The sequence below is a fragment of the Pseudomonas sp. 18175 genome (genome assembly GCF_050432925.1).
Classification (GTDB): Bacteria; Pseudomonadota; Gammaproteobacteria; order Pseudomonadales; family Pseudomonadaceae; genus Aquipseudomonas.
Genome location: NZ_JBKFTO010000017.1, coordinates 104,120 through 128,355 on the forward strand (window position 1 = coordinate 104,120; position 24,236 = coordinate 128,355).

Annotated in this window: 25 protein-coding genes; 12 read left to right on the forward strand and 13 right to left on the reverse strand. The window is 59.4% G+C overall.

From position 1 onward, the window contains the following. Nucleotides 1–10 precede the first annotated feature (10 nt). The gene (locus tag ACLD1Y_RS21985) at nt 11–280 is read right to left on the reverse strand and encodes a PepSY domain-containing protein (RefSeq protein ID WP_429479913.1); all 270 of its coding nucleotides are present in this window, start codon (nt 278–280) and stop codon (nt 11–13) included. A gap of 142 nt (nt 281–422) precedes the next feature. Between ACLD1Y_RS21985 and ACLD1Y_RS21990 the strand changes: the two genes are divergently transcribed. The 7 genes from ACLD1Y_RS21990 to ACLD1Y_RS22020 all read left to right on the forward strand — a co-directional run bounded on the left by ACLD1Y_RS21990 (nt 423) and on the right by ACLD1Y_RS22020 (nt 6,433). Then, nucleotides 423–1,418, forward strand: a complete 996-nt coding sequence (locus ACLD1Y_RS21990) for a FecR family protein (protein WP_429479914.1) — start codon at nt 423–425, stop codon at nt 1,416–1,418. 328 nt (nt 1,419–1,746) lie between these two features. Further along, the gene (locus ACLD1Y_RS21995; protein ID WP_429479915.1) at nt 1,747–2,196 is read left to right on the forward strand and encodes a hypothetical protein; all 450 of its coding nucleotides are present in this window, start codon (nt 1,747–1,749) and stop codon (nt 2,194–2,196) included. 1 nt (nt 2,197) lies between these two features. Continuing rightward, nucleotides 2,198–2,764 (forward strand): adhesin, encoded by a 567-nt coding sequence (locus ACLD1Y_RS22000; protein WP_429479916.1) that lies wholly within the window; start codon nt 2,198–2,200, stop codon nt 2,762–2,764. 68 nt (nt 2,765–2,832) lie between these two features. Beyond that, the gene (locus ACLD1Y_RS22005) at nt 2,833–3,549 is read left to right on the forward strand and encodes a heme utilization protein (protein WP_429479917.1); all 717 of its coding nucleotides are present in this window, start codon (nt 2,833–2,835) and stop codon (nt 3,547–3,549) included. Between the two features lie 63 nt (nt 3,550–3,612). Then, nucleotides 3,613–4,290 (forward strand): C39 family peptidase, encoded by a 678-nt coding sequence (locus ACLD1Y_RS22010; RefSeq protein ID WP_429479918.1) that lies wholly within the window; start codon nt 3,613–3,615, stop codon nt 4,288–4,290. A gap of 41 nt (nt 4,291–4,331) precedes the next feature. Further along, nucleotides 4,332–5,078 (forward strand): hypothetical protein, encoded by a 747-nt coding sequence (locus ACLD1Y_RS22015; protein WP_429479919.1) that lies wholly within the window; start codon nt 4,332–4,334, stop codon nt 5,076–5,078. Between the two features lie 50 nt (nt 5,079–5,128). After that, the gene (locus tag ACLD1Y_RS22020) at nt 5,129–6,433 is read left to right on the forward strand and encodes a hypothetical protein (RefSeq protein WP_429479920.1); all 1,305 of its coding nucleotides are present in this window, start codon (nt 5,129–5,131) and stop codon (nt 6,431–6,433) included. Nucleotides 6,434–6,665: 232 nt separating this feature from the next. Here ACLD1Y_RS22020 and ACLD1Y_RS22025 read toward each other — a convergent pair whose 3' ends face one another. After that, nucleotides 6,666–7,991 (reverse strand): sigma 54-interacting transcriptional regulator, encoded by a 1,326-nt coding sequence (locus ACLD1Y_RS22025; protein ID WP_429479921.1) that lies wholly within the window; start codon nt 7,989–7,991, stop codon nt 6,666–6,668. A 343-nt stretch (nt 7,992–8,334) separates the two neighbouring features. Between ACLD1Y_RS22025 and ACLD1Y_RS22030 the strand changes: the two genes are divergently transcribed. Continuing rightward, on the forward strand, nt 8,335–8,595 hold the full coding sequence (locus ACLD1Y_RS22030) for a hypothetical protein (protein WP_429479922.1): 261 nt from the start codon (nt 8,335–8,337) through the stop codon (nt 8,593–8,595). A gap of 66 nt (nt 8,596–8,661) precedes the next feature. On the opposite strand, the gene ACLD1Y_RS22035 is transcribed toward ACLD1Y_RS22030, so the two are convergent. The 3 genes from ACLD1Y_RS22035 to gnd are packed head-to-tail and all read right to left on the reverse strand — an operon-like array spanning nt 8,662 to nt 11,986. Beyond that, on the reverse strand, nt 8,662–9,486 hold the full coding sequence (locus tag ACLD1Y_RS22035; protein WP_429479923.1) for an HAD family hydrolase: 825 nt from the start codon (nt 9,484–9,486) through the stop codon (nt 8,662–8,664). Continuing rightward, nucleotides 9,483–11,006 (reverse strand): glucose-6-phosphate dehydrogenase, encoded by a 1,524-nt coding sequence (zwf, locus tag ACLD1Y_RS22040; protein ID WP_429479924.1) that lies wholly within the window; start codon nt 11,004–11,006, stop codon nt 9,483–9,485. Before zwf ends, ACLD1Y_RS22035 begins: the two co-directional genes overlap by 4 nt. Continuing rightward, on the reverse strand, nt 11,003–11,986 hold the full coding sequence (gene gnd, locus ACLD1Y_RS22045) for a phosphogluconate dehydrogenase (NAD(+)-dependent, decarboxylating) (protein ID WP_429479925.1): 984 nt from the start codon (nt 11,984–11,986) through the stop codon (nt 11,003–11,005). Before gnd ends, zwf begins: the two co-directional genes overlap by 4 nt. A 270-nt stretch (nt 11,987–12,256) precedes the next feature. Here gnd and ACLD1Y_RS22050 point away from each other — a divergent pair, with 270 nt between their 5' ends. The 3 genes from ACLD1Y_RS22050 to ACLD1Y_RS22060 all read left to right on the forward strand — a co-directional run bounded on the left by ACLD1Y_RS22050 (nt 12,257) and on the right by ACLD1Y_RS22060 (nt 14,804). Beyond that, nucleotides 12,257–12,436: a DUF6026 family protein gene (locus tag ACLD1Y_RS22050; RefSeq protein WP_429479926.1), complete on the forward strand. Its 180-nt coding sequence runs from the start codon at nt 12,257–12,259 to the stop codon at nt 12,434–12,436. A gap of 161 nt (nt 12,437–12,597) precedes the next feature. Next, nucleotides 12,598–14,340, forward strand: coding sequence for a phosphoethanolamine transferase CptA (locus ACLD1Y_RS22055; protein ID WP_429479927.1), 1,743 nt, complete (start codon nt 12,598–12,600; stop codon nt 14,338–14,340). Between the two features lie 260 nt (nt 14,341–14,600). Beyond that, nucleotides 14,601–14,804: a hypothetical protein gene (locus tag ACLD1Y_RS22060; protein WP_429479928.1), complete on the forward strand. Its 204-nt coding sequence runs from the start codon at nt 14,601–14,603 to the stop codon at nt 14,802–14,804. Nucleotides 14,805–14,880: 76 nt separating this feature from the next. On the opposite strand, the gene ACLD1Y_RS22065 is transcribed toward ACLD1Y_RS22060, so the two are convergent. The 8 genes from ACLD1Y_RS22065 to ACLD1Y_RS22100 form a co-directional block, all read right to left on the reverse strand. Further along, a complete protein-coding gene (locus tag ACLD1Y_RS22065; RefSeq protein ID WP_429479929.1) occupies nt 14,881–15,372 on the reverse strand; it encodes a GNAT family N-acetyltransferase in 492 nt (163 codons plus the stop codon). Between the two features lie 148 nt (nt 15,373–15,520). Further along, complete coding sequence (gene zapE / locus ACLD1Y_RS22070; protein ID WP_429479930.1) at nt 15,521–16,624, reverse strand: cell division protein ZapE; 1,104 nt, start codon at nt 16,622–16,624, stop codon at nt 15,521–15,523. Nucleotides 16,625–16,629: 5 nt separating this feature from the next. Then, nucleotides 16,630–19,287: an aminopeptidase N gene (gene pepN, locus ACLD1Y_RS22075; protein WP_429479931.1), complete on the reverse strand. Its 2,658-nt coding sequence runs from the start codon at nt 19,285–19,287 to the stop codon at nt 16,630–16,632. 13 nt (nt 19,288–19,300) lie between these two features. After that, nucleotides 19,301–20,131, reverse strand: coding sequence for a DUF2797 domain-containing protein (locus ACLD1Y_RS22080; protein ID WP_429479932.1), 831 nt, complete (start codon nt 20,129–20,131; stop codon nt 19,301–19,303). Then, a complete protein-coding gene (locus ACLD1Y_RS22085) occupies nt 20,128–20,388 on the reverse strand; it encodes a YeaC family protein (RefSeq protein ID WP_429479933.1) in 261 nt (86 codons plus the stop codon). The genes ACLD1Y_RS22080 and ACLD1Y_RS22085 overlap by 4 nt, the downstream gene beginning before the upstream one ends. Before the next feature lie 15 nt (nt 20,389–20,403). Next, nucleotides 20,404–21,273, reverse strand: coding sequence for a rhomboid family intramembrane serine protease (locus ACLD1Y_RS22090; protein ID WP_429479934.1), 870 nt, complete (start codon nt 21,271–21,273; stop codon nt 20,404–20,406). Further along, nucleotides 21,270–22,241 (reverse strand): metallophosphoesterase, encoded by a 972-nt coding sequence (locus ACLD1Y_RS22095; RefSeq protein ID WP_429479935.1) that lies wholly within the window; start codon nt 22,239–22,241, stop codon nt 21,270–21,272. The genes ACLD1Y_RS22090 and ACLD1Y_RS22095 overlap by 4 nt, the downstream gene beginning before the upstream one ends. Beyond that, nucleotides 22,241–23,131, reverse strand: coding sequence for an NAD(+) kinase (locus tag ACLD1Y_RS22100; protein WP_003217892.1), 891 nt, complete (start codon nt 23,129–23,131; stop codon nt 22,241–22,243). The genes ACLD1Y_RS22095 and ACLD1Y_RS22100 overlap by 1 nt, the downstream gene beginning before the upstream one ends. 144 nt (nt 23,132–23,275) lie before the next feature. On the opposite strand from ACLD1Y_RS22100, the gene ACLD1Y_RS22105 reads away from it, so the two are divergent. After that, nucleotides 23,276–24,223 (forward strand): DUF1853 family protein, encoded by a 948-nt coding sequence (locus tag ACLD1Y_RS22105; protein ID WP_429479936.1) that lies wholly within the window; start codon nt 23,276–23,278, stop codon nt 24,221–24,223. The last annotated feature ends 13 nt before the right edge of the window (nt 24,224–24,236 follow it).

A 24,236-nucleotide genomic window follows, 5' to 3' on the forward strand; every position in this document is an offset into this window, starting at 1 on the left:
GGTGGGCGTATCAGTCCTTCTGGTCACGCAGCACGTTGCCCGAGGCGCCGTCGATGCGCGCTTCGTATACCGTGCCATCGGCCTTGCGGCCCTTGACTTCCCAGTATCCTTTGTCATCGGCCTCGGCGGCGTACACCTCGACGTAACCGGCCTTGGTCTTGGCGACTTCAATCGCCTTCTCGATGGTGATCCAACCGGCGCCCGGCCTGTCGGCCAGTGCGGCGCCGGCGCTGAGCAGAGCGGAGGTTGCACACAGGGCGACTAAGGTTTTCTTCAGCATGTTCGTTCTCCATTTTGGGAATGTCCTGAATGATTAGGAGGCGCCCAAACGAGAATAAGTTCCAATTGATGTGCAATCGCCATGATGGCTGTTCTCGCCACCTGCCTCGGGAGGTTAGAATGCGGGAAATCAGGACGTTTAAATGACAGAAAAGTCTCTTTCAGAAGCCGAATATGACGCCATCACCGACGCCGCTGCGCATTGGTGCATGCGTTTGCACGCGCACGACTGCACCGCTGCCGAGCGCCAGGCTTTTGAACAATGGCACGACGCCCATCCGCTGCACGCCTTTGAATACGCGGCGATGCTCGAAATCTGGGACGTTGCCGACCACCTGCCACGCCCCGAACCCGTCGCTGTCGTTGTACCGTTTACACCGCGCAGCCGCTTGCGCACGTACGCCGTAGCGGCGGCCATCAGCCTGGTTGCGTTGCCACTGGCCGCTTTTACCGGCTGGGAAGCCGGCTGGTTGCCAAACAGCTATGAGCGCTATGACGCCAGCAGTGGCTTGCGTCAGGTCACCTTGGGTGATGGCAGCCAGGTGGAACTGAACCTGGGCACCGAACTGGTCTACAGCAACTACAAGGACCAGCGCCGCGTCACGCTGAAAAAGGGCGAAGCCTTCTTCAAAGTCACCCACGACAGCACCCACCCGTTTATCGTACGGGCCGGAGAAGGCCAGGTACGGGTCACCGGCACGCAGTTCAATGTGTGGAAGTATGAAGACCAGGTGCGGGTGATGCTGCTGGAAGGCTCAGTGCAGATCTCCAGCGACAAGGTCCACGGCAGCGTGCCGCTGACCCCGGGCATGCAGGCCAGCTATCAACAGGGCGATGCCACGCCCCGGGTGCGCACCATCAACCCCAACGACACCGCCCTGGCCTGGCGCCAGGGCAAGCTGATCCTCGACAACCTGGCTCTGGCGGATGCGCTGCCACTGATCAACCGCTACCTGAACAAACCGGTGATGCTGGCAGACGCCAGTACCGGGGCGATTCGCATTGGCGGGATCTACAACATCAACGAGGTCTCCAACCTTGTCCCTTCCCTGCCCAAGGTACTGCCGGTCTACCTGACCCAGAACCAGGACGGCAACCCGGTACTCAACGCCATCCCGCGTAAAACGCCTAAAGGCTGAGCCAAGCCCGCGATTGCGGGCTTTTTTACGCCTGCAGTGTCCATTTTTTTTACAGCCCCCTGCCCTGCACGGCCCATGGTGAGCGCGTTCATCGTTTTGTCATGACAGGTGTTACAGCGCTGATACAGCCAGGTGAAGCGGTTGCGCAGTGGCTGGGCAGGCAGGCGTTCGCTGGGCGTTGTCTCATGGCTGATACAGGGCGGCCATCACTTTGCCCCGAAATTTCGCTAACCCTTTGAATAGCAACGACTAATCAAAAGCGGCACGGCTTCTGCTCTATCCCCTTCAACGCTGTTTAGGGTCAGCGTTACGAATAAGGAATATTGCCGTGGTCACTCACACTCAAGGTTCATTGAGCCTCCTCCTGATCAGCTGCGTACTGAGTACCAGCGTGAGCCTTCCAGTGCTTGCGGCAGGTGACGGTGTGATTGTGATTGACCGCGCTGTTCGTGGGCACATGTATGGCCGCACAGCTGGCTCTGATCCAAATCCCACTACCGCGAACGCCAACCCAGCCGGGCAGATCTACCGTGCAACGAGCATTGAGCTCAACGACCACGATATTGCCGGGATCAGTAGTGGCGCCAGCATCACCCGTACCGTTCTTCCAGGCGGCAGCCTTCCAGGTTTCGATAACAACGGCAGCGGCATCGGCTTGGGTACAGGCAGCGCAGCCGGTCACAGCGGTGGCAGCAGTCTTTCCGGCACGATTAACGGCGCGGTCTCAAGCGGTCTGGCGCCTCTGAACAATATCGGCAGCATGGTAGGGGGGCGTTGAGATGAACCATTCCTGGATGCTTCTTGCACTGCTCGGTTGCGGGGCGGCGATGGCCGACAGCAGCACCAACGACGCAACCATTACGAACTCCGGCAAGCAATACAACGGCGTGGTCACGATCAACCAGGCCTCCGGCGACCAGCAACAATTGAGCAACAACGTCGCCATCGCCGTTGGCCACAACGCCCAGGCGAACATCTCGGTAAACCAGCAAATCAGTGGCGCTCCCGCCGACCGCTCCCTTAACGCCAAGGCGTCAATCCAGGGCAACTCCTTCAGCAACGGCAACGGCGTACTGAGCGTCAATCAGTCGGCCGGGGCCCAGAACCAATCAATCAATGCCGTGCGCATCAACATCAACACAGGCCCGCAAAGCATCGATGACAGCGTCATGTCGCAACAAAACGTTGTGCTTGCAACAGACTCAGGGGTGACCCCTACCACTGGCAGCCGCCAGGTCGTTACCAGCGACCAGGCCTTCACCGGCAGCCGTGGAGTGGTACAGGTCACCCAGAGCGCCGGGGTGGGGAACCGAGTGGCTAACACCCTGAACTTACGACTCAACTGATGGAGCTGAGTCGGATAGCTAGACCGTACCAACACTTAACCAACTAAATAGAAGCAAGGAGATACACCATGAAAACTACAATGGCCCTCAAACCACTGGCTTTCGCTCTCGCTGCGCTCATGGCTGTTGCTGCACATGCTGGTCAAGGTGGAGGTCAAGGCCCACAACAGCCTAACAACCCTCCTGCCGCTCCAACCTCCTCTGCTGCAACTGTTAACGACGGCCAAAGCAACCACGGCAACGTGGTGCTCAACGACAAAACCAAAAACAACGGGTCGGTCAACGATTCGTTCAAAAACTACTCCGGGATTGCGGGCAGCAACACCGCAGCCGGTGACAACAACCAAGGCAAAAACGACGTAGCCATCACCGCTGGCGATGCAGACTTCGTCTTCGCCACTGTTAGCTCGGCTCAAGCCAACTACGGCAACCTGGTGATCAACAGTGGCACCAAAAACAACGCGTCGGTCAACGACAGCTTCAAAGACTTCTCGGGTATCGGCCAGTCGAACGTAGCTGCTGGCACCTCTAACCAAGGCAGCAACAGCGTGGCAATCAACGCTGGCGAAGGCAAAGGCGGCGCAGCCACCATCAACGCCGTGCAAGAAGTCACCGGCAACCTGACCCTCAACCTCAGCAGCGGCCACGGCTGGAAAACCACTCCGGTTACCAACAACGCCAGCACCAACAACTCGTTCACCAACTTCTCGGGTATCGGGGCTTCCAACGTTTCCGCAGGCGGCAACAACCAAGGTCAGAACAACACAGCAATCACTCGCTTCTGATCCAGAAAGGGCCTTGGCAACAAGGTCCTTTTTTCATTCCAGTGTCCAACAGGTCATACGATCATGCGCCTCGTTGCCTCCCTTCTTCTGTTAGCACTCACCGGCCCGACCTGGGCAGGGCAAATGGCCGTGGTCATGCCTGGTGGTGGGTTGATCTACAAAAATGTCGAGAGCATCCGCGAGCGCAAGTTTGCCAACCTGGTGGAACAAAAAACCGATTTCAGCTGCGGCGCCGCCGCACTGGCGACCATCCTGCGTCAGGCTTACTGGATGGACGTGGACGAAGACCACGTCATCAAGGGCATGCTGGTCAATGCAGACCAAGACCTGGTGAGAACCCAAGGCTTCTCGATGCTCGACATGAAGCGCTATCTGGAAAGCATTGGCATGCGAGCCAGGGGCTACCGGATCACGCAAGACGTGCTGGTTACCGTGAAAGTACCCGTTGTGGTGCTACTGGAAATCCGCGGCTACAAGCACTTCGTTGTCCTGCAGCGTGCGGACAAGGACTGGGTGTACATCGGCGATCCCGTACTCGGCCACAAGCGCTACTCGAAGGACGACTTCGTCAAGGGCTGGAATGGCATCGTATTCGCCGTATTGGGTGAGGGCTACGACAAGACCAACGCCCTGCTCTCTCCGCCTACACCGCTGACCGCCAAGAACCAGTTGAACGAGTTCACCCCGGTGCGCGACAGCGAACTGATGGACTTCGGTTTCATTCAAAGCGACTTCTTCTAGCAAGAAGCGCAATAAGGGGCAGGACGCTCCAGGAGCAGATGATGAACACTTACCGTTGGCTGACGGTCATGTGCCTGGCAGCCTCAATGCCCGCTTACGCGTCATCGGCGTTCAAGCCTATCGAACTCAAGGATTCGGAAATGGCGGATCTGCGCGGGCGATATGTGATGCCTGGGCGGATTATCAGTTTTGGCATTGTCATGAGTACCACCTGGACTAACTCCGCAGGTGACAGCATCACCGGCAGTGCCAACATGCAAATCAACTCCTCCACTGTTACCCCGCAATTCTATGTCACCACCACTAGCACGACTGGTACTGGCAGCACACCGAACACTGGCACCGGCACCGTAGTCGGCGGTAGTGGCCTAGGCAGTGGCCAGGGCGTGACCCAGAGCGTGCGCGCAGCGGGCGACGGCAATACCGCCAACAATGGCGTCGATATCAATGTGACCCGCAATGGCTTGGCGGCCGCGAACATTGTGCAGTCAGGCAAGGCACTGGTGGCAGGCGAGACAATCACCGGCGATAGCGGTGCTGGCCAGGTCAGCGTCTCGGCCAAGAATGGCGGGTTGCAAATGGCCGTCCTCGCTGCAAACAACCAAGGCAGCGTGCTCCAGCAAATCGGCGGCGGCAACGTCAACCAGAGCACGCTGATCACTGGCGATCTGAATGCAATTACCAACCTCACCCAGATCAATGTGGTGATGGGCAATAACAACCTGAACAACATCACCCGCAGTCTCAACCTGGATCAACTCAAGGGCCTACGCACCGCCGGTTATTGAACTACGCTGAGCCTCGACACTTACGCATTAAAAAAGGGACGGCTTACTTCATGCATCGATCTTTATCGTTACGTGCCGTGGTTTGTTTGAGTACGCTCCTGCCGGCAACCATGCTGTATGCCGCGCCGGACGCCGACATTGAGACGCTGAAACAGGAACTTTTGGAGCTCAAGCAACGCTACGAAGTGCAACAAAAAGCACTGGCGGTATTGGAACAAAGAGTCAGGCAAGTGGAAGATCAGCCAGCAACACCCGCGCCAAAACGCTTGGCGAAGTCCCCCGCCGACTTCAACAAAGGCACCACCGTGGCCGGCGCGCCAGGTGTGGGCGCTGCCGCCGCATCAGGCGGTGCCGGTGGTGGCAGCTCGTATGGGCAAAGCCTTAAAGACGACTCGGCGCCAGCACAAAGCGTCAGCAACCTGTACAACGAGGCCAGCGGCTTTTTCGGCGATGGCAAGTTCAGCTTTGAAACTGGTATTACCTATTCACGCTATGACGCGCGCCAGCTGACGCTCAATGGGTTCCTTGCACTGGACTCGATCTTCCTGGGCAATATCAACCTGGACCGAATCAAGGCGGATAACTGGACCCTGGACCTCACCGGACGCTACAACCTCGATAATCGTTGGCAGTTCGACATCAACGTGCCGGTGGTCTACCGCGAATCGACCTATCAATCGGGCGGCGCTGGCAACAGCGGCACGACAACGTCGGAAGCCTCGGTGACCCGCGACCCGACCATTGGCGACGTCAACTTCGGTATTGCCTACAAGTTCCTCGACGAAACCGACACCCTGCCCGACGCGGTGGTTTCTGTGCGCGTGAAGGCCCCAACGGGCAAGGAACCCTACGGCATCAAGCTGATCGAGTCGCCGAACAACGACAGCTTGTTCGTACCGGAAAGCCTGCCGACGGGCAACGGCGTGTGGTCGGTTACCCCGGGAATTTCCCTGGTCAAAACCTTCGACCCGGCGGTGCTGTTCGGCTCGCTGTCCTACACCCACAACTTCGAAGACTCGTTTGACGACATCAGCTCCAACGCCAATCAGAAGGTCGGCGGCAAGGTCAGCCTGGGCGACAGCTTCCAGATTGGCGTGGGCGTAGCCTTTGCGCTCAACGAGAAAATGAGTATGTCGTTCTCGGTATCCGACCTGGTGCAACGCAAGAGCAAGCTCAAGCCTGACGGTGGGGATTGGCAATCGGTGGTGTCCAGCGACGCCAACGCCGGTTACTTCAACGTCGGCATGACCATTGCGGCCACGCCGAACCTGACGATCGTGCCGAACCTGGCCATTGGTATGACGGATGATGCGCCGGACTTCACGTTCAGCCTGAAATTCCCGTATTACTTCTGATCAGAGCCGGTTTTATGGTGAATGGGATTACTGTAGTGAGCGGGCTTGCCCCGCGCTGGGTGGCGAAGCCGCCCTAAATCCAGGCACCTCGGTCTTCCTGAAACACCACGGCGGCCTTATTGGGGCGGCTTCGCCACCCAGCGCGGGGCAAGCCCGCTCACTACAACCACAGCTACAAAGGAAAAGCCCCGCAACGATAAGGGTCGTTGCGGGGCTTTTCGGTTTACCCGCCCTAGCGGATCTGGTGTTTGTGCAGCAACCGGTAGAACGTCGGCCGGGAAACCCCCAGCACGCGGGCCGCGACACTCAGGTTGTCGCTGTGCCGGTTGAGCACATCACACAGTGCCTGGCGTTCGGCACGGTGCTTGTAGTCTTCCAGTGTAGCCATCGGCGGCGAAATTGCCTGTGCGCCTACAAGTCCCAGATCAACGGCTTCAATCTGGCGCCCTTCGGCCAGCACCAATCCCCGTCGCACCCGGTTGGCCAGTTCGCGCACGTTGCCCGGCCACGGGTGTTGTCCCATGGCAACCAGGGCGTCCTCGCTGAAACTGCGCGGACGGCGGCCGGTTTCCTGGCTGTAAAAGCGCGAAAAGTGGTTGGCCAGCAGCGCCACGTCACCATGGCGGTCGCGTAATGGTGCGGTCACCACTTGCAGGACATTGAGCCGGTAGTACAAATCTTCACGGAAGGTGCCCTTCGCCACCGCCGCTTCCAGGTCAACGTGGGTGGCGGCCAGTACCCGCACATCCACCGGGATTGGCTGGCTGCCACCAACACGTTCGATCTGTTTTTCTTGCAGGAAGCGCAGCAGGTTGGCTTGCAGCTCCATCGGCAGGTCACCGATTTCGTCGAGGAACAGCGTGCCGCCGTTGGCGGCCTCGATGCGCCCGACCTTGCGCTGATGGGCGCCGGTAAACGCGCCCTTTTCATGGCCAAACAGTTCGGACTGGATCAAATGTTCCGGGATCGCCCCGCAGTTGATCGCCACAAAAGGCTTGGCATGGCGCTGGGACTTGCGGTGCAGGGTCTGGGCCACCAGTTCTTTACCGGTGCCGCTGTCGCCACGGATCAACACCGGGGATTCGGTCGGAGCCAGCTTGGACAATAATTTGCGCAGTTCGCGGATCGGCCGGCTGTCTCCCAGCAGTTCGTGCTCCGGTTCATCCACCGGCGTACTGCCTTTACCCCGCAACCGCGCCATGCCAAAGGCACGGCCCAGGGTGACCTGCACGCGGGCCACGTCGAAGGGCAAGGTGTGGAAGTCGAAAAACCACTCGCAGACGAAGTCACCCACGTTCTGCAAGCGCAGTACGTCCGGGCTGAGCACGGCGATCCACTCGGTGCCGCTGCGGCCGATCAGCTCCTTGACTGCTTCGGGGCGCTCCAGGTGAAAGGGCTGCAACCGCAGCAGGCCAACGTCACAGGAGCGGTCACCCACCGATTCGAGGGCACAGCTGTCTACCTCCCATCCGGCGGTGCGCAAACCGGGCAATAGCCTATGGCAGTCGTCACAAGGGTCGACCACAAGCAAGCGGCGCTGGACAGGTGTAACAATCATGACTATTCCTTGGCGTCAAAATTGTTAAAGTTATTTAGAAACAACGGTTTGTGACGCCTGGCGCTAACACTAGCAACATCTTGACGCCGCGCTTGTACCGTTTCGCTATAAGTGTGGGCAAAAAGCCACTTTCCAGCGTTTGCGGCAAATAAGTTGCCCGTGCGCGAAACGTTCATTCGGCTTTCAAAACAGCCGCTTACATGACGTTAATCAAGCCAAGTTAAAAAATGTTGCTCTAACATGTGACCCGTACCCAGTCATCGTGCATCAGTACAAGTAACCCGCCGCACGGTCAGCCCAACCGCCGGCACTCACTTGAATGGGCAATGAGAGAGAACCCGACATGAACGCCCCGCTCCGCATCAACGAAGCTCTTTTGATCGCAGACCGTGCCTTCCAGCCCTTTCAGTGCGTGGCCTGGCATGACGGCAATGGCGCCCTCAGCCTGAGCGTCATCGACCGCACCAATACCCGCATCGGCAGCAAACAGCTGTCGTCGAGTGCCTATACCGACCCGGCACAATTGGAAGACTTGTTGTTGCAAGCCCGCGCCGAGCTCGATAAAGGCGGCTACCAATTACAATCCTGGGCAATGCCAAAGTAAGCCAACACAGTAACTTGCGCCCATTGTATTAAAGGGGCGCAAGTTCAGTGTTAGAGCAAATATTGCTTATCGCTTCGTGAGAATAAACCGCTCAATAGCTTCGGCGGCACCCTCTTCGACATTGCTGCCAGTGACCACACTGGCCTGGCGCTTGACGGTTTCTTCCGCCTGCCCCATCGCAATGGACAACCCCGCCACTTGAAACATTGCCGGGTCATTGCCGCCGTCCCCTATCGCAGCGGTTTGCTCCAGCGGCACGCCAAGGTGCGCCGCCAGCGTCTTCAGGGCTTCACCCTTGTTGGCCAGCATGGCGGTGACGTCCAGGTACACCGGCTGCGAGCGTGAGACCTGGGCCAGGCCCTGGACCTTGGGCTGCAACTGCGCCTCCAGCTCCACCAGCAATTGGGTGTTGTTACTGGCGGCGACGATTTTGTCGACCCGATCCAGGTACGGTTCAAAACTCTCCACCACAATCGGCCCATAACCCAGGCCATCGGCCTCACGCTGCACCATCGGCCCCGGCGGGTCACGGCGCAGCCAATCACCGTCGGCAAACACCCAGACTTCCACATCCGGTTCGGCCGAGAACAGCGCTAGGGTCACCAACGCCGCCTCTGCTGGCAAATGATGGGCAACCAGGATGCTGCCATCCGGATTGATCAGCGTGCCGCCATTGAAGCCAGCCACCGGCACATCGATACCAAAGGTTTCGATCAGGTGCAGCATGGCCTTGGGTGGACGCCCGCTGGCCAGGCTGAAAAACACCCCGCTGTCACGCAAGGCGCGCACGGCATCGGCGGTGCGTTGGCTCAGGCGGTGATCCGGATGCAGCAAGGTGCCGTCCACGTCACTGAGGATAAAACGGATGGGATGGATCGCTGCGTCACTCATCCGAGGGAGTGCCACGTGCGGCCATCACGGGCCAGCAAGGCATCGGCAGCCGCCGGGCCATCTTCACCGGCCTTGTAGGCCTGGATACCGTCATCTTCTTTCCACGCATCCAGGAACGGCTGCACCGCACGCCAGCCGTTCTCGATGTTGTCGGCGCGCTGGAACAGGGTCTGGTCTCCGGTCATGCAGTCATAGATCAGGGTTTCGTACCCAGTCGATGGCTGCATTTCGAAGAAGTCCTTGTAGGCAAAACCCAGCTGAATGTTGGCCATGTCCAGGGTCGGCCCAGGCTTTTTCGCCAGCAGGTCGAACCACATGCCTTCATTGGGCTGGATCTGGATCTTCAGGTAGGTGGGCTTGAGCTCATCGACCTCGGTGTCACGGAACTGCGCGTAAGGAGCCGGTTTGAAACAGATGACGATCTCAGTGTCGCGCACGCTCATGCGCTTGCCGGTGCGCAGGTAGAACGGCACGCCGACCCAACGCCAGTTGTCGATCATCACCTTGAGGGCAACAAAAGTCTCGGTGCTGCTGTCGGGGGCGACGTTGGCTTCTTCACGATAGCCCGGCAGTTGCTTGCCGCCGATCTCGCCCGCGGTGTACTGGCCGCGTACCGAGTTGGCCCGCGCATCTTCCAGCGACCACGGACGCACCGCGCCGATCACCTTGGCCTTTTCACCACGTACGGCATCAGCACCAAAGGCGGCCGGTGGCTCCATGGCCACCATCGCCAGCAACTGGAACAAGTGGTTGGGCACCATGTCCCGCAACGTGCCGGTTTTTTCGAAGAAATTGCCCCGGGTCTCCACGCCGACGGTTTCGGCGGCGGTGATTTGCACGTGATCGATGTAGTGATTGTTCCAGAACGCCTCGAACAGCACGTTGGAGAAACGGCTGATCAGGATGTTCTGCACCGTTTCCTTGCCCAGGTAATGGTCGATGCGGTAGATCTGCTTCTCGCTCATCACCTTGAGCAGGCTGGCGTTGAGGGCTTCGGCGGTGGCCAGGTCGGAGCCAAAAGGCTTCTCGATGACCACGCGACGAAAACCTTCAGCCGTTTCCGTCAATAAGCCGGCACTGCCCAGGCGCTCCACCACTTCACTGAAGAAGCGCGGTGCGGTGGCCAGATAGAACACGGCGTTGCCGGTGCCACTGTCGGCGATCTTCTTACCGATATCGGCATAGGTGCTGTCGTCGAGGAAGTCGCCCTCGACGTAGCTGATGCCCTTGGCCAACTGGGCCCATAACTGTGGGTCCAGGGCGCTCTCACCATTACCGCGGACCTTGCTCGCCGCCTCGGTGCGAATGAAGTCTTCGAGCTTCTTGGCGAAGTCGGCGTCACTGATGGCGTTATGATCAACGCCGACAATGCGCAGGCCATCGCCCAGCAGGCCGTCACGGCTGAGGTTGTACAGCGCCGGCATGAGCAGGCGCTTTACGAGGTCACCATGGGCACCAAACAGAAACAGTGTGGTGGGCGGAGCGGGTTCGGCCTTTTGTTTCTTGCCGTTGGCGGTCATTTTTTGGAAGTCTCCACGTGGCCGCCAAAGCCGAAGCGCATGGCAGAGAGCATTTTGTCACCGTAGGTGCTCTGCTGGCGCGAGCGGAAACGTGCAAACAGCGAAGTAGACAGCACCGGTACCGGCACCGCTTGCTCCATGGCGGCCTCGATGGTCCAGCGGCCTTCGCCACTGTCGGCCACGGAACCGGAGTAACCGTCCAGTTTCGGGTCGGTCGCCAGGGCATCGGCGGTCAGGTCCAGTAGCCAGGACGACACCACGCTGCCACGGCGCCAGACTTCGGCGATGTCGGCCACATTCAGGTCAAAACGCTGATCTTCGGGCAGGTTTTCCGAATTCTTGGTCTTGAGGATGTCAAAGCCTTCGGCAAACGCCTGCATCATCCCGTACTCGATGCCGTTGTGGATCATCTTCACAAAGTGCCCGGAACCGGCCGGGCCTGCGTGGATGTAGCCTTGTTCGGCGCGCGGGTCAGCGCTGTCTTTGCGGTCTTTGGTGCGCGGGATAGTGCCCAGGCCTGGGGCCAATGTCTTGAAGATCGGGTCCAGGCGCTGCACGGTCTCGGTGTCGCCACCGATCATCATGCAGTAGCCGCGCTCCAGGCCCCAGACGCCACCGGAGGTGCCGACATCGACATAGTGCAGGCCTTTTTCCGCCAGGGCCTTGCCGCGACGCACGTCGTCCTTATAGTTGGTGTTGCCGCCGTCGATGATCACATCGCCGTCTTCCAGCAGCTCGCTCAGCTCATTGATGGTGTTTTCAGTGGGGTCGCCCGCCGGCAACATCACCCACACAGCGCGAGGCTTTTGCAGCCCGGCGACCAAGGCCTTAAGGTCGGCGACGCCCGTGGCGCCCTCTTCGCTCAAGGTTTTCACAAATGCTTCGTTACGGTCGAAAACAACGGTGGTATGCCCATTGAGCATCAGGCGCCGTGCAATATTCCCGCCCATGCGGCCTAGTCCGATAATCCCCAGTTGCATGTGCTGATGCTCCTACTACTAAAAAAATGTGTGACATAGTTTATAGCGCAATGAGGCTAATGAGGGTTAGTCAGGCACATATCCCTGTAGTTTCATGGAAAAAAGTTGCCATCGTTTCACCATCACTGCCCAAAAAGTCACACGACCATCAAAAATAAAAAAGTTCCATTACCTCAAAAAAGAATTCAGAATTGCTTCCGACTGCTGCCGAGAACCTCGACTCAAGCGTTCTGGCACACCGCGACACACCGGCTATTTGCGAGGTAAGCAATGAGCACTGCACAGATGACCCGTCCGCCACAGACCCTCTACGTCACTATCCGTCGCGATGAGTTGCGCCAGCTCAAAGACGAGCGCGAACAGCTGATGCAGGAAGTCTTGCGCCTGCGCTCCCACCTCCTGCAAGCCCAGTTGGACCAGCCTTCCGGTGCCCAACCTGCACTGTGCTGAGCCCTGTCATGGTTTTGTAAGATAACGCCTACATAAATCTCACAAAGTTTTCACACCGCCTTCCCGATACTCCCGCCCTCAAGGGCCACCCCATGCATGGGTGGCCTCTGTTGCGTGCATTCCTGCGCGTCGACTGAAAAATTACCGGGTTGGAGCGCTGGATGGCGATGTTCAAACGCAGCACTACGTCTGCGAAAGGCTTTGATTGGGCCGGCCTTTGCTGGCTATTCGTGTTTTTCTGGTACTTCTCGGGCATTACCCAGCTGCTGATACAACTGAGCGGCACGTCCGGTTTCAGTGGTTTCCGCCAAGCCTTCTTCATGAGCGCGCTGTGGTTGGCGCCGGTGTTGCTCTTCCCGCGCCGCACACGCTTGCTCGCTGCCTTGATTGGCGTGGTGCTGTGGGCCTGCTCGATGGCCAGCTTGGGTTACTTCTTCATCTACCAGCAGGAGTTTTCCCAGAGCGTCATCTTCATCATGTTCGAGTCGAACATCTCCGAAGCCGGTGAATACGCCACCCAATACTTCGCCTGGTGGATCGTGCTGGCGTTTGTTGCCCACACTGCATTTGCCATTTTCCTATGGACTCGCGTACGCCCAGTGTACCTGCCGCGTGGCCAGGCACTGCTGGCTGCAACTGCCATCCTGGTGGCGATCATCGGCTACCCGCTGGTCAAGCAGATTGCCCGCAGTGACACGATGGAAGATGCCATCGACCGTTTCGAGGCGCGTATCGAGCCGGCCGTGCCGTGGCAGATGATCGTTGGCTACCACCGCTACACCCAGCAACTGGACAACATGCAGGACATGCTCGACAGCGCGAGCCAGATCAAGCCCTTGACCAACCTCAAGGACAGCATGGCCGGCCAGCCCTCAACCCTGGTATTGGTGATCGGTGAGTCCACCAACCGCCAGCGCATGAGCCTCTACGGCTACCCGCGCAACACCACGCCGGAACTGGACAAGCTGCGCGACCAGTTGGCGGTGTTCGATAACGTCATCACCCCGCGCCCCTACACCATCGAAGCGCTGCAACAGGTATTGACGTTCGCCGACGAAGAAAACCCAGACCTGTATTTGAAGACGCCGTCGATTGTCAGCGTGATGAAACAAGCGGGCTACAAGACCTACTGGATCACCAACCAGCAGACCATGACCAAGCGCAATACCATGCTCACGACCTTTTCCGAACAGGCCGACGAGCAGGTGTACCTGAACAACAACCGCAACCAGAATGCCCGCCAATACGACGGCGACGTACTGGAGCCGTTCTCCAAGGCCCTGGCCGACCCGGCTGAGCGCAAGTTCATCGTGGTGCATTTGCTGGGCACCCACATGAGCTACCAGTATCGCTACCCGCCGACCTTCGAAAAATTTACCGACCGCCAAGGCGTACCGGCCGGGGTCAGCGACGACCAACTGCCGATCTACAACAGCTATGACAATGCAGTGCTGTACAACGACTTTGTGGTGTCGAGCCTGATCAAGGACTACGCCAAGACTGATCCGAATGGCTTCCTGCTGTACCTGTCGGACCACGGCGAAGATGTATTCGACTCAGCCGGCCACGCAACCCTGGGGCGCAACGAAGGCAAGCCGACAGCACCGATGTACACCATCCCCTTTATGGCTTACGCCTCACCGAAGTGGCGCGAAAGCCACGACTGGAAATTCGCCGAGGACTTGCAACGGCCTTATAGCAGCTCACAGTTGATTCACACCTGGGCCGACCTGGCCGGGCTGAGCTTCAATGAACTGGACCGCAGCAAGAGCCTGGTGAGCGACAGCTTCAAGGCGCGCCCGCAGATGATCGGCAACCCCTACCTGCGCCAGTCCAAGCCTTTGATCGACTTCAGCATGATCAAGCCGAAAGCTGTCGGTACCGCAGAGGTGGTGCTCAAGTAACCTGCTCCGAGTATTTGATAAAAAATATTTCAAGGGCAACGAAGTTTATAAGAGCGCACGGTGCGGCAAACGCCGCACTGTAGCGCCTGCGCTGAATCATCCGTATTAAAACCCGCCCCGACCTCGCCTCGAAACTTAACAGCATTGTTAAGTTTCGAGGCCGATCGCTTAAGCTTCATTTAATAAAGTCTCCACATAATCGGCCCCACGAGTCTGATCCAGCGAACAGACACCGATCACACTTTATGGGAATACCGACGATGAAACTTTCGACTCTGATGCTTGCCGGCCTGATGACCCTGACCTCTGCCGCCGCCTTCGCCGAAGGCGGTTCAGAGCGTACGAAGGCGTTCTACGCCAACTTCAATTTCATGCAAAACATCGCCAACGAGAAAGCCAAACAAACGGCTGCCGCTGAGACAAAACAGTTGAACGCCCCTGAAACACAGCAACCTAAAAGTTAATAAACCGTAAACCACCTTGCCATCCCGCTCCGTTGGCAATGTGCAACTTGGCGCCATGTAATGGCGCCTTTTTTATTTAAAGCGATTTACTCCAGAACAGCATCTTTCCGTAAGCCGGATCAAACATTGAATCATCGAAGCCAAACTTTCGATATGCCGACTGCGCCACTTCATTACCCTCAAGCACCTCAAGCGTAATCTTGCAGCAGCCACGCTGCCGGGCGATCTCCTCTACTTTCTGCAGCATTTTCTGACTCAGGCCCAAGCCGCGAAATTGATTCATCACCGACACATCATGCACGTTGACCAGCGGGCGGCAGGCAAAGGTCGAGAAACCCTCAAAGCAATTGACCAAACCCGCCGGCTCGCCATTCACAAAGGCCAATACGCTGAACGCATGCGGGCGCTTGGCCAGCTCGGCCGGCAGTTGCTGCAGTAAATCGAGAGGCAGGCTGTGCCCACCGCCCATAGGGTCTTCTGCGTAATGGTTGAGCACGCGGCCAATGGCTTGGGCGTGCACAGGGTTGGTGTAGCTGGCTTGCAGCACCAGGATATCTGGGGTGTCCATTTCCGTCCTCGATCACGACTACAAGGGATTCGGCTCCCTGGGAGGGTCACGATTGTAAGCGGGGTGCCGCTACCGGATGAAGAAGATTCACGACAAATGTGCGCGTGAAAGCACTACCAGACTATTCCGAGAGTGTTTCGCCCGCGCATTAAGTGAAACGCTGCAACTGCATTTCCCTCAGGCGGCTTAAGGTACGGCGGAAAGGAAACTCCAAGTAGCCTTCGGTATAGAGCCTGTCCAACGGCACCCTGGCCTCAATGAACAGGGGCACCTTGCGGTCGTAGCACTCATCCACCAAGGCGATGAAGCGCCGCACACTGTCATCGTGCACCGACAATTGCGGTAACTCACGATCACCGGCGACCACACGCTGGGCGCCGTCCTCCGTGCCACGGGCGATCCGTCCCGGACGTGTTTGCGCACTCAGGTTGGGCACCTCGCCCAGCAAGATGGCCTTGAAGCGATCACACAGCAGCATGAAATCCATCGCGGCCAGGGGTTGCTCGCACAGGTCGGCGTAACGGCACCAGAGCACGGTGTCACTGGACTGCACGACGACAATTGTGCGATGGCCCACACTCACCGGATCACTGCTGACCGCCTGCCCTTCGGCCAGTTGCTTGAACACCAACGCCAACGCGTCGGGCTGGTTGACCCAATAGCGTTGCAGGCCAACGCCTGGGTGCAAACGGTGATCCTCGCCACCGTCCACCGCCACCACCTGCATATGCTGTTGAATCGCCGCAATGCCCGGCAAAAAACGTTCACGATTGAAACCGTCGGCATACAGTTGATCCGGCGGCTGGTTAGAGGTGCAAACCATCACCACGCCTTGCTCGAACATCACCTGGAACAGGCGCCCAAGGATGATCGCATCGCCGATATCATTGACGAACAACTCATCAAAGCACAGCACCCGCACTTCCCGGCTCAGTTCCCGCGCCAAGGCCTGTAACGGGTCGTGAGTACCGGTGAGCTCAAAAGAACGCTGATGCACCCACCCCATGAAATGGTGAAAGTGCTGACGCCGAGCAGGCACCCGCAGGGTTTGGTAAAACTGGTCCATCAGCCAGGTTTTACCACGGCCAACCGGCCCCCACAGGTACACACCGGTAATGGGCGAACGGCCTTGATGCAGCGCCTCATGACAGACTTGCAGCGCCTCCACGGCGCGGCGCTGGGCGTCGTCCGCGACGAAGCCTTGCTGGTTGATGGCGTGCTGGTAGGCTGCCAGAGGCGAATCAAAAACCATGGGGGTTACGCAAGGCTTTTGCTGACCACCTCAAACACATCACTCGACAGCTCACCCGAGCCACGAATGCGCTCCAACTCAGCCTTCATCAGTGCCTGCCGCGCGCTGTCGTATTTACGCCAGCGAGTCAACGGTGCCAACTGACGCGAGGCAATCTGCGGGTTGAAGCCATTGAGCTGAATCACCAGGTCCGCCAGGAAGCGATAGCCCGAACCGTCCGCTGCGTGGAAGTTGATCAGGTTCTGCCCGGCAAACGCGCCAATCAGTGCGCGCACCTTGTTCGGGTTCTTGAGCGTGAACGCCGGGTGTTCCATCAAGGCTTTGACCCGCTCCAGCCCACCCGGCAAGGTGCTGCCGGCCTGCACGCTGAACCACTGGTCCATGACCAACGGGTTGTCTTTGAAGTTTTCCGCAAACACCGCCAAGGCCTGGGCCTTCTCGGCTTCGAACGGCGAGTTCACCAGCACCGCCAGCGCGGTGAGGCGTTCGGTCATGTTGTCACTGGTGTCGAACTGATCCAGGGTCGCCGCCAATACTTGCGGCTTGCCGCTGAGCATCAGGTACGACAGCGCAATGTTCTGCAGGGCGCGACGAGCAAAATGCTCGGCTGCGGCCACGTAGGGGGTTTTCTTCGACAGTTCACGGTTGGCCTGGTAGCGCAGCCACAGGCCGTCGAACAACTGATCGGCCAGTTGCTTGCGAGCAAACTCGCGGGCTGCGTGGATAGCATCCACATCTGCCACATCGCTGATTTCGGTCAGGTAGGCTTCACCTGGCAACGACAGCATCTCCGCAACCATCGCTTGGTCCAGCGACTCATCGCTCAACACGCTGCGCAATGCGTCGATCAAGCGCTGGTCCAGCTTCAGCGGCTGGCCGGCCTGGTGCTGGCCGATCAGCTCCTGCAACACCTGCACCGACAATTGCTGGCCGGCGTCCCAGCGGTTGAAACCGTCGCTGTCGTGCTGCATCAGGAACATCAGTTGGTCGCGGGTGTAAGGGAAACTCAGCTTCACCGGTGCCGAGAAGCCGCGCAGCAGCGAGGGTAACGGCTGTTCGGCGATATCAACGAAGGTGAAGGTCTGCTCGGCCTCGGTCACGGAAATTACGCGGGAGGTCGCGCCAGCAGTGGCTTCACCCGCCAGACGCAAGGCAATACCCGCGCCCTGCGCGTCCAGCAAGCCCAATTCCACCGGGATCACGAACGGCAGTTTTTCTACCTTGTCCGGCGTTTGCGGGCAACTCTGGCGGAAGGTCAGGCTGTAGGTCTTGGCCGCAGCATCAAAAGACTCACTCACCGCCAAACGTGGCGTACCCGCCTGGCTGTACCAGCGTTTGAACTGGGTCAGGTCGGCGCCGTTGGCGTCTTCCATGGCCTTGATAAAGTCGTCGCAGGTCACGGCCTGGCCGTCATGGCGTTCGAAGTACAGGTCACTGCCTTTACGGAAGCCTTCGGCGCCGAGCAAGGTGTGGATCATGCCGACCACTTCCGAGCCCTTTTCGTACACGGTCAGGGTGTAGAAGTTGGAGATCTCGATAAAGCTGTCCGGGCGTACCGCGTGGGCCATCGGGCCTGCGTCTTCGGCGAACTGGTGGGTACGCAGGTAGGCCACGTCCTGGATACGCTTGACCGTGGCCGAGTTCATGTCGGCAGAAAATTGCGAGTCACGGTAGACGGTGAAGCCTTCCTTGAGGGACAGCTGGAACCAATCACGGCAAGTCACGCGGTTGCCCGACCAATTGTGGAAGTATTCGTGGGCGACAATCGCCTCGACACGCTGGTGCGCAGCGTCGGTAGCGGTTTCGGCTCGGGCCAGCACGGCGCTGGAGTTGAAGATATTGAGGCCCTTGTTCTCCATGGCGCCCATGTTGAAGTCGTTCACGGCGACGATCATAAAGATGTCGAGGTCGTACTCGCGGCCGTAGGTTTCTTCGTCCCAGCGCATGGATTTTTTCAGGCTGGTCATGGCGTGCTGGCACTTGTCGATGTTTTCTGGCTCGACGTAGATGCGCAGTGCAACCTCACGATTGGTCATGGTGGTGAAGGTGTCTTCAACACACCACAGGTCACCCGCTACCAAGGCAAACAGGTAAGCCGGCTTCTTGAACGGGTCTTCCCAGGTCGCCCAGTGGCGGCCATCTTCACCCGGCCCGCTGGCAATCGGGTTGCCGTTGGACAACAGGATGGGGTAGCGGTGTTGCTCGGCAATCACGGTGGTGGTGAAGGTACTCATCACATCCGGGCGGTCGAGGTAATAAGTGATTTTACGAAAGCCCTCGGCCTCGCACTGGGTGCAGAACATGCTGCCGGACTTGTACAGGCCTTCCAGGGCGGTGTTGGTTTCCGGGTGGATTTTGACCGTGGTGTCGAGGGTGAAGGTTTCACTCTTGGGCTGCACGGTCAGGTGGCTGTCGGTCAGTTGATAATCCGCATCCGTCAGTTCCTGGTCGGCGAGGTTCACGCTCAACAGCTCAAGTTGCTGCCCATCGAGCACCAACGGCGGCAAGCCGGCGCCGCGCTCAGGGTTACGGCGCATCACCAGTTGCGCGTGGACCAGGCTGTGGTCCTCGAACAACTCGAAGGTCAGGTGCGTCTCTTCGATCAGGTAGTCCGGCGCCTGATAGTCCTTGAGGTAAATCATCTTCGGTTGTTCGGTGCGCATGGCTAGCATCCTTTTACTGATGCACGGCGAGTTGGTAGGCCGTGTACTTGCGAATATTGATAACGCCGGTGTCGAAGATCAGGTACTGGCCCTTGATCCCCAGCAGCGTGCCTTCGGCAATCGGGTTTTTATCCAGGTTGAAGCTGACGATCTTGGCCGGATACTGCTCCACCGGGTAACGGATTTCGATGGGTTCCAGATCAGTTACCGGTTGGATAGCCTGCAAGCCAAAGCGTTCCTGCAACGCGCTCAAGCCCTCGGAGCACGAGGCAAACAGCTCGTCGCGCACTTGCTTGAGGTCGACCGGCTGCGCATCGCCCTTGAGCAGTGCGCGCCAGTTGGTCTTGTCGGCCACCTGGCTGCGCAAAACGTCTTCGACAAAGCCGGACTGCTGGCGTGTCGACACACGCATGATGGGCAGTGCCTGGCTCGCGCCCTGGTCCAACCAGCGCGTCGGCAACTGGGTAGCGCGGGTGATGCCGACCTTGATCCCTGACGAATTGGCCAGGTACACCACGTGGTCGGTCATGCAGAATTTTTCGCCCCAGGACGGCTCACGGCACGTACCGGCGTCATAGTGGCAACGCTCGGGGCTCATGATGCACAGGTCACACTGGGCCAGCTTGGTCATGCACGGGTAACAATACCCCTGGCTGAAACTGGTCTTGGTCTTGCGGCCGCAATGGCTGCAATGGATGGCACCCAAGTACTCCAGGCGAATATGGCTGCCGATCAACGGGTTGACCGGCACCTCGACATCGCCCAGGCGAAACGCGTATTGAACGGTCGGCTCACCGAGTTGCGCCGACATTTTGCTGACTGCACCGCGACCAATTTCAATCAATGGATCGCATCCGACTTGAACAGGATGTTCGGCACGGGAGCGGATTTGGACGCGCACTCCTGCGGGCCCATGTAGCCGGTGCGTTCGTCTTCCGGCAGGTTCTGGATTTCCCAGGCAATCACCGCTTGCAGCGACAACTCGCGCTGCTCGGCGGTGAGCTTGCGGCCATCGGACCATTTGCCGATTTCCACGGCGAGCTTGAGGCTCTCGTAGATGTCCGGGGTGATGTTTTCGATCATTTCAGCAAAAGAGGACATAAAGGCTCTTCCTTATCAAAGAGAGGACTTGCGGCGGTTGTACAACCCACCCAGCAAACCCGTCAGGCAACCGATAACCAGGCCGCCGACATGGGCAGCGTTGGCGATTTCACCGAAGCCGATCATCGAGACCAGCCCCGACAGGCAAAGCACCAGCCAGATCAGCATCATCGCCAGCACGCCACGGGGCAGGCGATAAGCCGGGTTCGGCGAGAGTAATTGAAAGATCCAGCAATGCCCGAGCAAGCCATACAGCACGCCGGACAACCCGCCAAACAGGCCAGGGCCGCCATACGCGTATTGAGCGTAGTTGGAGACCAGGCTGAACAGCAGCGTGAGGCCGAGCAAGTTGATACTGCCCTGGCGCGCTTCGATGCGCCGCCCCAGTTCCCAGTACCACATACCGTTCATGGCCAGGTGCAGGATGCCGAAGTGGATCAGCATTGGCGTAACCAGGCGCCACCACTGCCCCGACGCTAACGTGTCGGCCAACGGCGTGAACTGGATGTACTCGCCCATGATGCGAAATGGCAGGAAGGTGAGCCAGGCCATGACTTGCAGGTTTTCCCCCAGCAAGGTCAGGGCGCCGACGAGGATGCTGGCAAGCAACACCCCCGCCGTTACCGGGCTATACCGCACTTGTTGGATAAAGCTTGGGCGGGCGACCGTTGCCTGCTCGGGAATGTCCAGTTGCTGGTCCGGGTCACCGGCGGGAAAGCGCTGGTACAGCACGCGCACGTCCTCGCTGATGGTTTCGGGCACCCACAACACTTGCTCGCCCGCCTCTTCGCTGACCCGATGGGGCACTTGCATGCGTTGCAGCAATTTGACGAAGCCCCCCAGGTCGACACTCAGGGGCAAGCGCAATACAGCCACAGTACTCATCTAATAACCTCAGGTCGCTCAACGTCGACCCATACGAATTTGCTCGGGTCCAGGCGCGTTTCCTGATCCAGACGGTACGCCACCAACTTGCCGTACAGCACCGCGCTGTAGTCCAGGCAGGCCAGGTTCGGGCGGATCGGCGCCGGTTTGCCGCTGCGCCAGTAATGGCCGACGAACAGCAACGGCTCGTCAACGCCGTAGCGCAGCAGGGAATTCTTTTCTGTGGAGGTTAGCGGCGTGCGCGCTACCGGCTCGGGCAGTGCGTCGGGCTGGAACACGATGTCGCCGTAGGTTTTCGGGTCGTCTTCCCAGAACTTGGTGCGAAAGAACGAACGCGTCAGACCATCGCCGCCGGTGAGCGTGAGGCCGTCGGGCAGGCGCATGTCGGTGCCACGCAGCAGGCGGTCAAAGGCGTTGCAGGCAAAACTGCCCGGCACGGCGGCGGCCTGCACAAAGTGCTGGTCGATACAGCCATCCGGGAAGGTCGCACGCAGCGGCTGGATAAAGCCGTCATCCCAACACGCGTGCACCACACGGAAGCGCCCCGCATCGACAAACAGCGGCATGTCGTAGAACCAGCCGAGGAAGTCGTGCCAGTCGGCCGGGTGGTGCTCGAACTGGGTCAAGGTCTCGTGGATCAACCGCGCATGCCGTGGGTTGCGCTCGCGCACAAATTCCTTGCCACTGCCCGGCGGCGCCGGCGTGGTCCAGCCCAGCGCGTTGAACTCATGGTTGCCCATGATGCACAGCGCTTGGCCAGCCTCGGTCATGTCGTGGACGATATGCAGCGCCTCGCGAATCCGCGGGCCACGGTCGATGATATCGCCGAGGAACACCGCCATCCGCGAAGGGTGGCGCCAAACGCCGCCCTGCTTGTGGTAGCCCAGTCTGTCGAGCAAGTGCTCAAGGGTATGGGCGCAACCGTGCACGTCACCAATCAGGTCGTAGCTACGCGCGGGATCGAGCATCAGTCGCCTCCACCCCCCAAGCGGCTGCCCCAGCCCAGCTTGGTGCGGCACACTTCGTAGTAGTTGTGGTCCAGCGGGTGGATCAAGCGCAGCTTCTGCGCTTTTTTGCTCACGGTGATGGTGTCACCGGGGGCGCAAGTGAAATGGTTCTGCCCATCGCAGGACACCTGCGGATAGATCTGCATGTCTTTGGACACCACGATTTTCAGCTCACTGTTGCCATCGACCACAATCGGCCTGCTGGACAACATATGGGGGTACATCGGCACGATCACAATGGCATCGAGCTTGGGATGCATGATCGGCCCGCCCGCCGACAGCGCGTAGGCGGTGGAACCAGTGGGCGTGGCCACGATCAGGCCATCGGCCTTCTGGCTGCACACGAACTGGCCGTCGATATACAGTTCGAACTCGATCATGCGCGTGGACTTGCCGGGGTGCAGCACCACGTCATTGAGGGCATCACCCTGGCCGATGGCTTCGCCGTGGCGGCGCACTTCGGCTTGCAACAGGAAGCGGTTCTCCACCAGGTAGTGGCCGTCGAGCACCTTGGCCACTTCGACTTCCAGCTCATCCGGGCGGATATCGGTGAGGAAACCCAGGCTGCCACGGTTGATCCCCAGTACCGGCACGTTATGCCGCGCCAGAGCACGGGCCGCGCCGAGCAGGCTGCCATCGCCACCGACCACGATGACCATGTCGCAGACTTCGCCGAGCATCTTGCGCGACGAGGTTTGCAGGCCATGGCCCGGCAGGATTTCGGCGATGGTGTCTTCGAGGATCACATGCAGGTGGCGTTCCAGCAGGAATTTTTTCAGCCGGCGGACGGTGTCCAACACCTGGGTACTGCCCAGGCGACCGATAATGCCGATATTGCGAAATTGCTCCATGGGGCTCCTGCGGGATTTGGGGTGTGGCAAAAAGAAGGATTATGGGCGAAAGGCCGCCCCAGGCAAAATCCTTTGTCGCCGTGAAGCCTTGATGACAATGGTTCTCAGCGCCCCATACAGCCTTTAAGCGGCTATGCTCGCACCATGACTGTGTTCCCGGATTTGCACACCCTGCCCCGCCAACTGCGCCACCCCGAGGTGCGCGACCTGGCGTGGGTGATGCTCGCGCCGCCGATGCTGGCGCAGACGCCCTGGCCCCAGCGCCATCCGTTGGCCGGCAGCGACTGGGTGCAGTCGCCCGACGCCCTCGAACATTGGCTGCGAGCCCTGGACCAGGACAGCAGCGCCCTGCTGCATTGGCTGAGCCAGGCGCGCACGCGGCGCCTGGGGTTGTACTACGAGCGGTTGTGGCAGTTTGCGGTGCAGCACGCGCCAGGGGTGGAACTGATCGCCGCCAACCTGCCGATCCGCCGCGCCGGGCATACCTTGGGCGAGTTGGATATGTTGATCCGCGACCGCGACGGCGTGCATCACCTGGAACTCGCCATCAAGCTTTACTTGGGCCCGCAGGACGGCAACGGCCAGAATACGGCGTTATGGCTGGGGCCTGGATGTCATGACCGGCTGGACCGTAAGCTGGCCCACCTGGCCGAGCATCAGTTGCCGATCTCCGCACGAGCGGAAAGCCGCGAAGCATTGGCGGCCCTGGATATCCAGCAGTTCGATGCACATTTGTGGCTGGGCGGCTACTTGCTCTATCCCTGGCCTGGTCAAGCCCAAGGCCCCGCTGGCGCCCATCCACAGCACTTGCGCGGCCGCTGGTTGCATCAGCGCGATTGGCAAGCCTTTGCCAGCGCTAGCGCACCGGGGCGCTGGCAACCGCTGCCGCGCCATGCGTGGCTCGCGCCGGCGCATTACCCGGCGGATGAGGTGTGGAGCGAGGAAAGGATGCGCGGCTGGCTGGCCGACCTGGACCCGATGGCACCTGCACAGTTATTGGTGCGCATGGTTCAAGTAGGTGAGGACTGGGAAGAAGCCGAGCGGTTGTTTTTGGTGGCGGATCTTTGGCCGAATGTGCCGGGGGCTGGCTGAGGTTTTTGCAGTG